The 14599-nt window shown below is 68.6% G+C and carries 11 protein-coding genes; 3 read left to right on the plus strand and 8 right to left on the minus strand.

All coding sequences use genetic code 11. The annotated features are described in order from the left end of the window. Positions 1–75: 75 nt before the first annotated feature. On the plus strand, positions 76–1116 hold the full coding sequence (locus ACU4E7_RS04410) for an Lnb N-terminal periplasmic domain-containing protein (protein ID WP_238123309.1): 1041 nt from the start codon (positions 76–78) through the stop codon (positions 1114–1116). Positions 1117–1139: 23 nt separating this feature from the next. Here the strand turns inward: ACU4E7_RS04410 and ACU4E7_RS04415 are convergent, their stop codons facing one another. Further along, positions 1140–2063, minus strand: coding sequence for a LysR family transcriptional regulator (locus tag ACU4E7_RS04415; RefSeq protein ID WP_447020760.1), 924 nt, complete (start codon positions 2061–2063; stop codon positions 1140–1142). A 134-nt stretch (positions 2064–2197) separates the two neighbouring features. Here ACU4E7_RS04415 and amaB point away from each other — a divergent pair, with 134 nt between their 5' ends. Beyond that, positions 2198–3724 carry an L-piperidine-6-carboxylate dehydrogenase gene (gene amaB, locus ACU4E7_RS04420; RefSeq protein ID WP_447020761.1) on the plus strand — a complete coding sequence of 509 codons (1527 nt, stop codon included), beginning with the start codon at positions 2198–2200 and terminating at the stop codon, positions 3722–3724. A gap of 88 nt (positions 3725–3812) precedes the next feature. On the opposite strand, the gene ACU4E7_RS04425 is transcribed toward amaB, so the two are convergent. The 7 genes from ACU4E7_RS04425 to ACU4E7_RS04455 all read right to left on the minus strand — a co-directional run bounded on the left by ACU4E7_RS04425 (position 3813) and on the right by ACU4E7_RS04455 (position 13017). Further along, the gene (locus ACU4E7_RS04425) at positions 3813–4385 is read right to left on the minus strand and encodes a hypothetical protein (RefSeq protein ID WP_447020762.1); all 573 of its coding nucleotides are present in this window, start codon (positions 4383–4385) and stop codon (positions 3813–3815) included. A 52-nt stretch (positions 4386–4437) separates the two neighbouring features. After that, complete coding sequence (locus ACU4E7_RS04430) at positions 4438–6468, minus strand: alkyl/aryl-sulfatase (RefSeq protein WP_447020763.1); 2031 nt, start codon at positions 6466–6468, stop codon at positions 4438–4440. Positions 6469–6922: 454 nt separating this feature from the next. After that, on the minus strand, positions 6923–8029 hold the full coding sequence (locus ACU4E7_RS04435) for a CaiB/BaiF CoA transferase family protein (RefSeq protein WP_447020764.1): 1107 nt from the start codon (positions 8027–8029) through the stop codon (positions 6923–6925). A 36-nt stretch (positions 8030–8065) separates the two neighbouring features. Further along, positions 8066–8476, minus strand: a complete 411-nt coding sequence (locus tag ACU4E7_RS04440) for a PaaI family thioesterase (protein ID WP_447020765.1) — start codon at positions 8474–8476, stop codon at positions 8066–8068. Positions 8477–8523: 47 nt separating this feature from the next. Beyond that, on the minus strand, positions 8524–9690 hold the full coding sequence (locus ACU4E7_RS04445) for an acyl-CoA dehydrogenase family protein (RefSeq protein ID WP_447020766.1): 1167 nt from the start codon (positions 9688–9690) through the stop codon (positions 8524–8526). A gap of 46 nt (positions 9691–9736) precedes the next feature. Further along, positions 9737–10867 (minus strand): acyl-CoA dehydrogenase family protein, encoded by a 1131-nt coding sequence (locus tag ACU4E7_RS04450; protein WP_447020767.1) that lies wholly within the window; start codon positions 10865–10867, stop codon positions 9737–9739. A gap of 20 nt (positions 10868–10887) precedes the next feature. Further along, positions 10888–13017, minus strand: a complete 2130-nt coding sequence (locus ACU4E7_RS04455) for a 3-hydroxyacyl-CoA dehydrogenase NAD-binding domain-containing protein (RefSeq protein ID WP_447020768.1) — start codon at positions 13015–13017, stop codon at positions 10888–10890. A 337-nt stretch (positions 13018–13354) separates the two neighbouring features. Between ACU4E7_RS04455 and ACU4E7_RS04460 the strand changes: the two genes are divergently transcribed. Further along, positions 13355–14560: an acetyl-CoA C-acetyltransferase gene (locus ACU4E7_RS04460; protein ID WP_447020769.1), complete on the plus strand. Its 1206-nt coding sequence runs from the start codon at positions 13355–13357 to the stop codon at positions 14558–14560. Positions 14561–14599: the final 39 nt, after the last annotated feature.

Here is a 14599-nt window from a genome sequence, read left to right on the forward strand (position 1 = left end):
GATGCCATCGGCCGGGCCCATGATGCGGGGCTTTGCTGTATAGCAGGCGCGAAACGGCGGAGCAGAGGGCTGGAGATGGGTCTGAGGTTGACGGGGACGCTGCGGCGTGCCCTTGCCGGCGCGGCGCATGTTCTGGTGGTGGCGTGCGGCCTCTATCTCGGCCTCGCCATCCATTATTGGATTCCCTGGCCCTCCGCCGCGCGGCAGATCGGCAGCATCGCCTTCCCCGTGCTCATCTGGGCGCTGTGGTTCGTGCCCGGCCGCTGGCGGCGCCGGCGCCGCGTCGTCGCCGGCGCGGGCGTCGTCCTGCTGTTCGCGGCCTTCGTGACAAAGGAACCCGCGCCGCAGGACTGGATCGCGCTCCAGGCCCACAATCCTACCGCGCAGATCGATGGGGACATGGTCACCATCCATCATTTCCGCGATGCGCTCCACCGGCCGGGCGCCGCCGCCGTGCCGCGCTGGACCACCGCCACCTTCGACCTGAGGCACCTCACCAGCGCCGACCTCATCATTCAGCCGTTCGGCCAGATGAAGGCGCTGGCCCATGTGATGCTGTCGTTCAATTTCACCGACGGCCGGCACGTGGTGGTGTCCATCGAGGCCCGGCAGGCCAAGGGCGGCAGCTTCGATGCCCTCGCCGGCTTCTTCCGGCGCGACCCCATCTATCCCGAGATCGGCACCGAGCGCGACCTCATCTGGGCCCGTCTCGCCCGCACGCCGCCGGACGAAGTGCAGATCTATCCCGTGCATGCGGACCCCGCCGCCGTGCGGCTCTATTTCGAGCGGCTGCTCGCCTTCATCAACCGTATCGACGCGCGGCCGATCTTCTATTCCACCCTGCGCGAGAGCTGCATGACCACGCTCATGAATCTCGCCCCCGAAAGCTTCGCCGCGGTGCCCTGGCACGATGTGCGCCGCTGGATCCCCGGCTACGCGCTCAGCCTGTTCCAGCAGATCGGCCTCGTAGACAACGGCCTCGATCCGGAGGAAATGGCCCGCCGCCATGGCGTGCGTGAGGGCATCCGTTCGCCGGAAGCCTTCCCATCGGATGCCGCCTGGAGCGCCTATCTGCGCGCCGAAATCCGCATGGGCAGCCTAGTGCCGCGTCCGTGAGCGTGCGTGCCCCCGGCGGCGGGCTACGGCGCGGCGCCGGGCACCGGGCGGCGGGGTGAAACCTGGGTCGCCAGCCACTCGCGGAAGGCCTGGGCCGCCGCCCGCTGCTGGCGGCCTTCCGGCTGCACCACATAATAGCTGTTGTCTGTGGTCATCGGCCGGTCGAAGACAATGCGCAGCGCGCCCTCGGCCAGTTCCTGCTCGATCAGGTAATCGGGCAGCAGGGCGAAGCCCAATCCCGCCAGAGCGGCGGCGATGATCATGCCGAACTGGTCGAAGCGGTTGCCGGCGTAGGCGCCCAGGCCTTCGCCCGCATGGGCCTGGAACCACTCGGTCCACAGCTTCGGGCGGGTGTCGAGATGCAGCAGCGGCCCGCGCCGCAGGTCGCCCGGCTGGGCGATGTCCGTCGCGGCCAGCAGGGCCGGGCTCGCCACCGGAACGATCACCTCGCTGCACAGATAGCTGCAGCTGGCACGCGCCCACACCGGCTGGCCATAATGAATGGCCAGGTCGAAATCCTCCGCAGCGAGATCGAACGGCGCCCCGCGCGAGGCGATGTTGAGCACCGTGCCCGGATGCCGGCGCAGAAAATCGGGCAGGCGTCGCGCCAGCCAGCGGCTGCCGAAAGTGGGCAGGGTGGCGATGGAGAGCACCGTCTTGCCATCCGAGGCCGCCAGGGCCCGCAGCACCACCTCTTCGGTCTGTCCCAGCAGGCGCGAGACCTCCGGCAACAGGCTGCGGCCGGCGTCGGACAGCACCACACGCTGGCGCACCCGCTCGAACAGGGCCACGCCCAATTGCGCCTCCAGGGCGCGGATCTGCCGGCTGACGGCGCTCTGGGTGAGCTGCAGCTCGGCCGCCGCGCGGGTGAAGTTGCCGTGGCGCGCGGCACACTCGAAGGCCTGCAGCACGGCCAGATCGGGAACCAGTCGGCGGCTCAGCTTCATTCCCCACTCACATCAACTCAGTCGAAATATGCGCAATCCCTCGGCGGCGCCTTCCCTTATCATGAAGGCTGAGAATGATCGATCGCGCCAGCGCCGCCGGTCCGGCGCCGGGCGCCTGACCATGGAGACGCGAAGTGTCGAATGCCGTCGATGTGACGTTGGAAACGGCCACCCTGCTCGACAGCCTCGGTGTCGCGCGCGCGGCCTGGACCGGCGGCGACAGGCCCTCCTTCAGCCCGGTGAGCGGCGCGGAGATCGCCCGCTTGCCGACGGTCTCACCGGCGCAGGTGGATGCCGCCATCCGGGGCGCCCATGAGGCGTTCAAGGCGTGGCGTCTGGTGCCCGCGCCCAAGCGTGGGGAGCTGGTGCGGCTGCTGGGGGAGGAACTGCGCGCCGCCAAGGCGGAGCTCGGCCGGCTCGTGTCCATCGAGGCCGGCAAGATCGCCTCCGAGGGCCTCGGCGAAGTGCAGGAGATGATCGACATCTGCGATTTCGCGGTGGGTCTCTCGCGCCAGCTCTACGGTCTCACCATCGCCACCGAGCGCCCCGGCCACCGGATGATGGAGACCTGGCACCCGCTGGGGGTGGTGGGCATCATCTCCGCCTTCAACTTCCCCGTCGCCGTGTGGTCGTGGAATGCGGCCCTTGCCCTGGTGTGCGGCAATGCGGTGGTGTGGAAGCCCTCGGAGAAGACCCCGCTGACGGCGCTGGCCACCCAGGCCATTCTGGAGCGGGCGCTGGCCCGCTTCGGTGCGGCGCCGAAACATCTCAGCCAGGTGCTGGTGGGCGACCGCACCGTCGGCGAGGCGCTGGTGGACCATCCGCAGGTGGCGCTGGTCTCCGCCACCGGCTCCACCCGCATGGGCCGGGAGGTGGGGCCGCGGCTCGCCCGGCGCTTCGCCCGTTCCATCCTGGAGCTGGGCGGCAACAATGCGGGCATCGTCTGCCCCTCCGCCAATCTCGATCTCGCGTTGCGCGCCATCGCCTTCGGCGCCATGGGCACCGCCGGCCAGCGCTGCACCACCCTGCGGCGCCTGTTCGTGCACCGAAGTGTCTATGACCAGCTGGTGCCGCGCCTGAAGGCGGCCTACGCCAGCGTGTCGGTGGGCAACCCGCTGGAGACCTCCGCCCTGGTGGGCCCACTGGTGGACCAGGCGGCATTCGATGCCATGCAGCGCGCCCTCGAGGCCGCCCGGGCCGAGGGCGGCCAGGTGACCGGCGGCACGCGGGTGCCGGAGGCCGGCGCGGAGCGCGCCTATTATGTCCGGCCCGCGCTGGTGGAGATGCCGCGCCAATGCGGCCCGGTGCTGGAAGAAACCTTCGCGCCCATCCTCTACGTGATGGCCTATGAGGATTTCGACGCCGCGCTGGAGGTCCATAACGCGGTGGCAGCGGGCCTGTCGTCCTCCATCTTCACCCTCGACCTGCAGGAGGCCGAGCGCTTCCTCGCCTCGGATGGCTCCGATTGCGGCATCGCCAATGTCAATATCGGCACCTCCGGAGCCGAGATCGGTGGCGCGTTCGGTGGCGAAAAGGAAACCGGTGGCGGCCGCGAATCCGGCTCCGATGCCTGGAAGGCTTATATGCGCCGTGCCACCAACACGGTAAACTTCTCCCAGGCCCTGCCCCTGGCCCAGGGGGTGTCGTTCGACATCGCCTGACACCTCATCGTCTGACATCCTGGACGGGGGTGCAGGCACCCGCGCCCCTGCTGCGGCCCATCGGCGAGGTGGGCACCGGCGGGGGAGCCTACTGGCCGACGGGGGCGCGCTCCAGGGCCGCGCTGAGGATGCGCTGGGCGGCCTCGTCCCCATCATCGGCGAACTGCAACAGGCCGGCCTCGCGGGCGGTCTTAACCGTCAGTTTGCCGCTGAGGATCGCCGCAAGCACGGCTTCGTCGGACAGCACCACCGCTTCGCCGGCACCCGCCGGCGGCGTATGAACCTCGACGCGGGCCCCCTCGGGGCCGACCGTATATTGCGCCCACAGGCGCGAGCGCACGAACACGAAGGCAAAGCGCCAGCCGTGCGCCGCGGCAAAGCGGGGGGCCACCCGCGTCAGCCGCTCCTGCAGTTCCTGCAGCTCGCGCACCGCGCGGCGATACTCCTGCCCGGGAAAGCCCGGCAGGCCTGCCGGCGCCGGCGGCAACATCCCGTCATTCTGGGCCCGGTTCAGCGCAACGGCGACGCCCAGCGAGCGCGGATGCACCGCATCGAAGGTGTCGCTCGAGAGGCCGGGGTGATAGCCGCAGGCGCGCGCGGCACCGGCACCGGCGGCAAGCAGCGCCACGCACAGCATCACCAGGACGGATGGTGTCTTCATCTCGGCCTCACGAAACGGCGGGATGGGGCCCCCGCGCCCCATCCCTTCGAGTTCAGTTCTGCGTGGCGACGGGCGTCACGATGTTGAACCAGAACTCGAACTTGTCGAGCATGGCGAGCAGCTCGCCGAGCTTGTTGGCATCGCCCTGCACCACCACGCTGCCCGCCGACACCTCCTTCTCGAAGGTGGTCTGGCCGAGCAGGATGTCGTCCAGCTTCGCCCGCGACAGCGCGATGGTGGCATCGGCGTCGGGCACCTGGTAGCCGGCGATGTGGTTGAGGGCGGAGTTCTCCAGCTCCAGCACGTATTGCTGGTTGGTGTCGGTGAAGTTCCAGTTGATCTTCATCACCTTGCCGGCCGCCTTGTCGCCGTTGAGACGCATGGCGGCATAGTCGAACAGGAGATCGAGGGTCATGGAACGGATGGTGTCCGGGCTGGCGGTGGAGGGCGCGCCCAGCTTGGCGACCCCTTCGCGCAGCTCCTTGGCGCCGCTCAGGTAGAAATTGCGCCAGGGGCCGCTCTCGGCCTGGTAGCCCATCTGCTCCAGAGCCGCGGCCTGCAGCGCGCGGGCGGCCTTGTTGCCGGGATCTGCATAGACCACATGGTTCACCACCTGGGCGACCCAGCGATAATCGCCCGCGTCATAGGACGCCTTGGCCTTCTTCAGGATGGCATCGGCACCACCCATGAATTCCACGTATTTCCCGGCGGCGATCCGCTCGGGATACTGGTGCAGGGTGGCGGGATTGCCGTTGAACCAGCCCAGATACCGCACATATGTCGATTTGACGTCGTGATTGACGGTACCGTAATAGCCGCGGGCCGACCAATCCTTCTGCAGCCCCTCCGGCAGGTTCAGCATCTCCGCGATCTCGATCATGTGGTAGCCATGATTGGCGAGCCGCAGGGGCTGATCATTGATGTAGCGGTAGAGATCGCGCTGGTTCTTCAGGTGCTGCACGATCTTCTTGTTCCCGGTCAACGACCAATGGTGCGGCGCGAACAGCACCTCCACATCCCCACCCCAATTGTAGAGCGCCTCGTTGAGGTATTTCGACCAGGCCAGCGGGTTGCGGATCTTGGCGCCACGCAGGGAATAGGTGTTGTGCAGCGTATGGGTCGCATCCTCCGCCGTGCACAGGGCCTTCAGCGATGGGATGTAGAAGAACATTTCCGCCGGCGCCTCGGAATCCGGCGCCATCCAGAACTCAATGGTCAGGCCGGCGATCTGCCGCTTCTCGCCATTCTGCTTGATGGTGTCGGTGGGCGGAATGAGGGTGACGGTGCCGAACGAGGTGGTGGGGCCGAGGCCAGCGCCCACCTGCCCGGTCGGGCTCGGCGGCAGAAGGTTGCCATACATATAGGAGGCACGCCGGCTCATGGCGTTGCCGGCCATCACATTCTCGGAGACCGCCGCGTCCAGGAAGCCCTCCGGCGCATAGATCTTCACCTTGCCGGACTTCACGTCGTCTTCCGAGACGACACCCCGCACGCCGCCGTAATGGTCCACATGGCTGTGGGAATAGATCACCGCCACCACCGGCTTCTTCGGCCGGTGGGCATAATAGAGCTCAAGGGCATATTTCGCCGTCTCTTCCGAGATCAGCGGGTCGACGACGATGATGCCGTTGCTGCCCTCGATGAAGGTGATGTTGGACAGGTCTGCCGCCCGCACCTGATAGATCTTGTCGGTGACCTTGAAGAGGCCGCCCAGCATGATCAGCTGGGACTGCCGCCACAGGCTGGGATTCACCGTCTCCGGAGCGGGCTTGCCCTCGCCGATGAAGGCGGTGAACTGGGACAGGTCATAGACTGGCTGACCCTTGCCGTTCTTGATCACGCCATTGTCGGGCAGCGGCGCGATGAAGCCGGCCTTGGCCTCCTCGAATTCCTGCGTGTTGGCGAAGGGAAGCTCGGTCAGCAGCTTGGCGTTGGCCGCCTTGGTGGTGGCGCTGGCCGGCTGGCTCCCCGCCTGCTGCGCCGCCGCGGGCACGGTGGCGGTGGCCAGGACCAAAGCGACGCCTGCGGCGCAGCTCACGCCTGCCCGGCGCTTCAAGGGGCTCGTCGAGAGTGTCCGTGTCATGGCACCCGCCTTCCCTTCCGAACTGAATCGCCTGCCGGATCCTGCCACCCTCTGCAGCGGTCCGAGGCGCCCGGGCCCCCTCCGAGGCCGCGAACGGCATCTGTGACGCTGTGTCAATCATACGCCGGCACGAGACCTCGCCCATAGCGATCAATCCCGCGCACGACATCAACCCCAGGACGCAGCGCACCATCGGCGGGCCGACAGGCCCGCTCTCGTGCATCCACGAGGCCATAATTGAGCCGAGATCCGCAGGGGCAGCTTGGCATTTCACGTCAGTCGGGCGACCGGACGCACCGACGCGGCGCGCGATGACGGCGCGCAATGGCCGGGACGCCGCGAAGCGGGGCGGCGAGCGAGCCAGCCGTGCACGCGCCTCGGGCGGGCGTCAGCGTGACAGCCTGCCCTCAGGCCTGCACCCGCGCGCACCCGGGTTCGGCGGCGTCCGGACGGCTCAGAGGGAAGGCGGCGTCCACTGCGCCAGCAGGTCCTCCGGCACGATGGTCGCGCCCATGGGGCGGCCGGGCACCTGTGATGGCGTGGCGGAGAAGCGCGGGGCCGGCGCGGCCTGCCAGAGGCCATCGCGATCGATGAAGCTGCCACGCGCGCGCAGGTGCGGATGAGAGGGGGCCTCGTCGAGGGCCAGCACCGGGGCGACGCAGGCATCGCTGCCCTCGAACAGCGCCGCCCATGCCTCCCGCGGGCGGCTCGCAAAGACCTCGGCCATGCGCGCGCGCATGGCCGGCCAACGGCCCCGGTCCCACTGCTGGTCGAACAGCGGCTCCTCAAGCCCAGCCCGGCGCCGCAGCTCCGCGTAGAATTGCGGCTCGAGAGCGCCGACGGCGATGAACTTGCCGTCGGCGCAGCGATAGGTGCCGTAGAAGGGCGCTCCACCGTCCAGCGAGTTGGTGCCCGGCTCGCCCCATTTGCCCAGCGCCGCCTGAGCGTGGAACAGGGACAGCAACGACACCACGCCGTCGCACATGGCGGCATCCACCACCTGGCCCCGGCCGGTGTCGCGGGCGTGCACCAGCCCGGCCAGAACCCCCATCAGCAGGAACATGGTGCCGCCGCCATAGTCGCCCACCAGGTTCAGGGGCTGGGTCGGCCGCCCCTCGGCGCCGCGAATGGCATCGAGGGCGCCGGTGATGGCGATGTAGTCGATGTCGTGGCCGGCGCTGGCGGCGAGCGGCCCCTCCTGGCCCCAGCCGGTCATGCGGCCGTAGATCAGCCGCGGATTGTCGGCGAGGGCAATCTGTGGGCCGAGCCCCAGCCGCTCCATCACCCCTGGGCGAAAGCCCTCCAGCACCACGTCGGCGGCCGCCATCAGCGTTCGCGCGTTCGCGCAATGCGCGGCCGCCTTCAGATCGAGCGCGATCCAGCGGCGGCCGCGGCTGACGATCTGGCGCGGATCGGTGGGGATGGCGCCGGGACGGGCGATGCACACCACGTCCGCGCCCATGTCGGCCAGCAGCATGCCGGCCAGGGGCACCGGGCCGATGCCGGCGAATTCGATCACCTTCAGGCCGGCCAGAGGGCCGGCAGCGGGTTCGGACACCATGGGAACTCCCGGTTCGGCCGGCGGTACGCCGCGCGCTCACGCCTTGGCGGGCAGGGTCTGGAACGTGCCGAGGGCGGTCGCCAGAAGGGAGCCCTCGGCATCGCGGCATTCGGATTCGATGGTGAGGGTGCGCCGCCCGCCGCGCACCCGGCTTTCCGCCACCACCCGGCCGGACCGCACCGCCCGGATGTAGTTGATGGTCATGGACAGGGTCACCACCGTGCCGCGCGCGCTGCCTTCGGCGCCGAGGCCGGCGGCGATGCCGCTGGCGGTATCCATCAGGCTGAACAGGATGCCGCCATGGGCAATGCCCAGCCGGTTCAGGTGCATCTCGTCCAGGGTCAGGGTCAGCTTGGCATAGTTCGGCTGCCGCTCCACCTGGGTGATGCCGAGCAGGCGCGGAAACGCCCCCTCCATGGGGATTCCATCCGGGATTCCATCGGGCATCCCATCGGGCATCCCATCAGTGGCGCCATCCGGCGCGTCCGCGGCCATCAGTGGGTGGCCGCGTAGTGCTTGATCATGCTCTTGGCGATGATCAGCTGCTGAATCTGGCTGGTGCCTTCATAGATGCGCAGCAGGCGGATATCGCGATAGAGGCGCTCCACCGGATATTCGGCCATGTAGCCCGAGCCGCCGTGGATCTGCACCGCCCGGTCGGCCACCCGGCCGGCCATCTCGGTGGCATAGTATTTGGAGCAGGAGGCGAGCATGGGGGCGGCGCCCTCGCGCTCATAGGTGTCGGCGGCGGTCAGCATCAGGGCCTTGGCCGCGGCGTGTTCGGTCTGGCTGTCGGCCAGCATGGCCTGGATCAGCTGGAATTCGGCGATGGGCTGGCCGAACTGCCTGCGCTGCATCGCATAGCCCAGCGCCTCGTCGATCATCCGCTGGGCCGAGCCGATGGCCATGGCCGACACGTGCACCCGGCCGCGATCCAGCACCTTCATGGCGGTCTTGAAGCCCTTCCCCTCGAAGGCGGGCCCGCCGATGATGCAGCTTTCGGGAACCCGGCAGTCCTCCAGGATCACGTCGCAGGTGCGGGTGCCCTTCTGTCCCATCTTCTTGTCCACCTTGCCGAGGCGGATGCCGGGAGTGTCGGCAGGAATGAAGAAGGCGGTGATGCCGGCGGCGCCCTTCTCGGCCGGATTGGTGCGCGCCATCAGCGTGAACACCGAGGCCCGGGTGGCATTGGTAATGAACCGCTTGGTGCCGTTGATGACGAAATGGTCGCCATCGCGCCGGGCGCTGGTGCGGATGCTCTGCGCGTCCGAGCCCACATCCGGCTCGGTCAGGGCGAAGGAGGCGATCATCTCGCCGCTGGCGAGGCGCGGCAGATACTGCGCCTTCTGTTCCGCGGTACCGTCCATGACCAGGCCCTGGGCGCCGATGCCCACATTGGTGCCGATCAGCGAGCGGAACGACAGGGAGGCCTGGCACAGCTCCATGATCACCCGCGCCTCCTGGGTGATGGACAGGCCCAAGCCGCCGAACTCCTCGGGAATGGAGAGGCCGAACAGGCCAAGGTCCCGCATCTCCCGCACGATCTCCGCCGGGATCTCGTCTTCCTGCTCCACGCGCCCCTCATTGGGCATGAGGCGTTCGCGGGTGAAGCGGCGGACAGTCTCCAGCAGCTGTTCGAAAGTCTCGGTATCCACGGCCATGGGGGCCTCCCTGAAGTCTTTGTCGTTCTTGTGTGATGACTGGCGATCAGAGGGTGCGGGCGATGATTTCCCGCATGATCTCGTTGCTGCCGCCATAGATCCGCAGCACCCGGGCATCGGTCCAGGCGCGGCCGATCTCGTATTCGGTGGTGTAGCCATAGCCGCCATGCAGCTGCAGGAACTCGTCCAGCAATTGGCCGAGCAGCTCGGAGCCGGTGAGCTTCACCATGGCCGCCATCTCCGGGCTCAGCTTGCGCTCCATGTGCAGGGCCAGGCAGTGATCCACGAACACCCGCAGCATGGTGCCCCGCGCCTTGGCGTCGGCGAGCTTGAAGCGGGTGTTCTGGAAATCGAACACCGACTGGCCGAAGGCCTTGCGCTCGCGCGTGTAGTCGATGGTCGCCTGCAGCATGGCCTCGATCATGGCGGCCGAGCGCACGCCGATCACCAGCCGCTCCTGGGCCAGCTCGTGCATCAGATAGGAGAAGCCCCGCCCCTCCTCGCCGAGCCGGTTGGACACCGGAACCCGCACCTCCTCGAAGAACAGTTCCACCGTGTCCTGCGCATGCTGGCCCACCTTCTCGATGGAGCGGCCCTTGGCGAAGCCGGGGGTGTCCTCGTCCACCAGGATCAGCGAGACGCCCTTGGCGCCGGCGGCGGGATCGGTCTTCGCCACCACGATCACCACCCCGGCATTGGCGCCGTTGGTGATGAAGGTCTTCTGCCCGTTGATCACATAATGGTCGCCGTCGCGCCGCGCCGTGGTGCGCACGGATTTCAGGTCGCTGCCGGTGCCCGGCTCGGTCATGGCGATGGCGCCGATGATCTCGCCGGCCGCCATCTTGGGCAGGTAATGCTGCTTCTGCGCCTCGCTGCCGTAGCGCAGGATGTAGGGCGCGACGATGTCGGAATGCAGCGAGAAGCCGAGGCCGGAGGCGTTGGCCCGCGCCAGCTCCTCGATGACCACGGCGGAATGGCCAAAATCGCCGCCGCCGCCGCCATACTCCTCCGGCACGTTGCACAAAAGGAAGCCGAGCCGGCCGGCGTCGCGCCACACCTCCTTGGGCGTGATGTGGGCCTTTTCCCATACGTCATAATGGGGCCGGACCTTCTCCTCGATCCAGCGGCGCACCTGGGTGCGCAGGTGTTCGTGATCCTCGCGGAAGACGGTACGCATGGTGTTCGTTCCCCGTTCCATCAGGCCGCGTCGTCGTAGAAGCCGCGACCGCGGTCGGCGAGGTCGCGCAGATAGGCCGGCGGCCGGAACCGCTCGCCATAGGTGTCGGCCAGCGCATCGCACTCGGCCACGAAGCGGGCGACGCCGATGGTGTCCATATAGGAGCACACACCGCCAGTGTGCTTGGCGAAGCTCCAGCCCAGCACCGAGCCGATGTCCGCATGGCGCGGATCGGCGATCACCCCCTCGCCGAAGCAGCGCGCTGCCTCCACCGCCTGCACGTGGAGCAGCCGGGTGCGCACCGCCTCCGGCGTCGGCTGCTCGGCCGCCACCGGGTAGAGGGTCGCCAGCTCCGGCCACAGGGCCTTGGAGCCATCGGCGGCATAATCATAGAAGCCCTTGCCGTTCTTCATGCCATAGCGGCCGAGACCGGCCAGGTGCTCGACCACCTCGAACTCCACCCCCGGCACCCAGGCATCGCCCTTGTCCCGTCCCTCCTGGACGCGGACCTTGTGCATGGTGTCGATGCCGATGCCGTCACCGAGAGTGAGCGGGCCCATGGGCATGCCGGCCTGGCGGCCGACATTCTCGATCAGCGCCGGGGACACCCCTTCGCGCAGCAGAGCGATGCCCTCGTTGAGATAGGTGGAGACACAGCGGCTGGTGAAGAAGCCCGGCCCGTCATTGACCACGATGGGCGTGCGCCCCAGCACCTTGGAGAGGTCCAGCGCCTCCGCCACGGTGGCGTCGGAGGTCTGCGCGCCGCGGATGATCTCCAAGAGCGCCATGCGCGGCACCGGCGAGAAGAAGTGCAGGCCAATGAAACGGTCGGGCCGGTCGGTGGAATGGGCGAGCTGGGTGATGGGCAGCTTGGAGGTGTTGGAGCCGAACAGCACGTCGCTGCCCGTCACCGCCAGCGTCTTGCGGATCACGTCATCCTTGATGGCGCGATCCTCGAACACCGCCTCGATGATGGCCTGGCAGCCGGCAAGGTCCCCATAATCGGCGGTGGGGTGGATGCGCTCGAGCACCGCCGCGCGGGTCTGCGGCGAGGTGATGCCCTTGGCCACCAGACGTTCGAGGCTGGCGGCGAGCTTGGCTAGCGCGGCCTGCGCCGCCTCCAGGGACTGGTCGAGCAGCACCACCTCGAGGCCGCCTTCCGCGGCCACCTGCGCCACGCCCACGCCCATGGTGCCGGCGCCCAGAATGCCGATCTTGGAGAAGCGGCTGGCCGGCGCCGACGGACGCCCCTTCAGCTTGCGGGCGTCGTTCATGGAGAAGAAGAAAGTGCGGATGGTGTTCTGCGCCACGTCGCCCCGCACCAGCTCCACGAGATAGCGAAACTCGATGGCGAGCCCCACGTCGATGGGCACCCGCAGGCCTTCGTAGACGCAGGAGAGGATGGCCCGCGGCGCCGGGAAATTCCCCTTGGTCTCCGCATGCACCTTGGAATCGAGGGCCATGAACCAGCGGTTCATCTCCACGCCGGAGATGTCGCCGCCCGGGGGCACGAAGCCGGGCTGGTCCCACGGCTGCGCCGCCTTGGGGTGGGCGAGGATCCAGGCCCGCGCCGCCGGCAGCAGATCCTCGGCGGCCACCAGGTCGTCGATGAAGCCGAGCGCCTTGCCGCGTGCAGCGGACACGCGGCTGCCGTCCAGCATCAGCGGCAGGGCCGCCTTGATGCCGATGAGGCGCGGCAGGCGCTGGCTGCCACCGGCCCCGGGCAGCAGCCCCAGCCCCGCCTCGGGCAGGCCGAACACCGCGTCGGGCCGATCGACCGCGATGCGATGGTGACAGGCAAGGCAGATCTCCAGGCCGCCGCCCAGGGCGGTGCCGTTCATCGCCGCCACCACCGGCTTGCCGGCGGTCTCCATGCGCCGCAGGAAATCGCGCAGCGCGCTCATCTTGCCCATGATCTCGGCCGCCGGCTTGCCGCGGAAGCTCTGCAGCAGGGTGAGGTCGGCCCCGGCGATGAACTCCTTCTTGGCGGAGGTGATGATCACCCCCTTGACCGCCGGATCGTTCAGCGCCGCCTCGGTGACGGCGATGAACTTCAGGCGGGCATCCATGGACAGGACATTCACCGGACGACCCGGAAGATCCCAGGTGACGGTGGCGATGCCGTCGGCGTCCAGGGCGTACTCGATCATGTGCTTCCTCCGTCAGCGGCCCCTCGCCCCGCGCGGACGGGACCGGCCCTCATCTTTGCGGCGATAATTTCATAATCAATACCGCTTAGCAAAACATAATTTTGCGTGGCGATGCGCACGCAGCCGCCCGCGCTGACGTCGCGTCGATATTAAATTTTTCATTTATTTCAAATGACTATTCCGCGTTCCTGGCGATTTCCGGCGCACCGGGCGCGCTCAAGCGGCGGCATAGACGTCACGCAATCGACGATTTTCGCGAAAATTGCGCTCCAAATGTTTCGCTCAGCGGAATATAAGCATCGGGAGCTGGCTGCGGGCCGGCCAGGGAGGTTGAAGAATGAGCGATGTCTATGTCTACGACGCGGTCCGCACGCCGCGCGGCAAGCTGCGCGGCGGCGCGCTCCAGCAGGTCACGCCGATTCGCCTGGCGGCCTCGGTGCTCACCGCCCTGCGCGCGCGCAACGGCTATGCGGCCGATGCCATCGACGACGTGGTGTTCGGCTGCGTGGTGCCGGTGGGCGAACAGGGCGGCGACATCACCCGCGCCGCGGTGCTCGCCGCCGGCTATGACCAGTCGGTCCCCGGGGTCCAGATCAACCGGTTCTGCGGCTCGGGGCTCGATGCGGTGAACATGGCCGCCGGCCAGGTGGCCTCGGGCCAGTGCGGCCTCGCCATCGGCGGCGGCGTGGAAAGCATGACCCGCGTGCCCATGGGCTCCGATGCCGGCGCCTGGACCTCCGATCCGCGCGAGACCTTCGCCAGCCATTATGTGCCCCAGGGCATCGGCGCCGACGTCATCGCCACCCTGCGCGGCTACGACCGCGTCGCCGTGGACGGCTTCGCCGTGGAGAGTCAGCGCCGCACCGCCGTCGCCCAGGACGAGGGGCGCTTCGCCCGCTCCCTGGTGCCGGTGCGGGACATGCACGGCGCCATCCTCCTGGAGCGCGACGAGCATCCCCGCCGGGGCGCCACCCTGCAATCCCTCGCCAAGCTGGAACCCGCCTTCGCCGGCCCCGGCAAGGCGGCGGGCTTCGACGAGCGCATCATCATGCGCTACCCCGGCATCGAGAAGATCAATCACGTGCACACCGCCGCCAATTCCAGCGGCATCGTCGACGGCGCGGCCGCGGTGCTGGTGGGCAGCGCCGCGGCGGGCGACGCCCTGGGCCTGAAGCCGCGCGCCCGGGTTCGCGGCTGGGCCACCGTGGGCTCGGAGCCCGCCATCATGCTCACCGGTCCGGTGGAAGCCTCCAACCGCGCCCTGAAGCGGGCCGGCATGGCGGCCCGCGACATCGACCTGTTCGAGGTCAACGAGGCGTTCGCCTCGGTGGTGATGTTCGTCGCCGAGGAACTGGGCGTGGGCCTCGACCGGGTGAACGTGAATGGCGGCGCCATCGCCCTCGGCCATCCGCTCGGCGCCACCGGCGCCATGATGCTCGGCACCGTGCTGGATGAGCTGGAGCGCACCGGCGGCAGCACCGGGCTCATCACCCTGTGCGTGGCCGGCGGCATGGGCACGGCCGCCATCATCGAGCGCGTCTGAGAGCGCGGCGCCCGCCCGCGGGTGGGCGCCGCTCCTATA

The organism is Xanthobacter sp. ZOL 2024 (assembly GCF_052932325.1).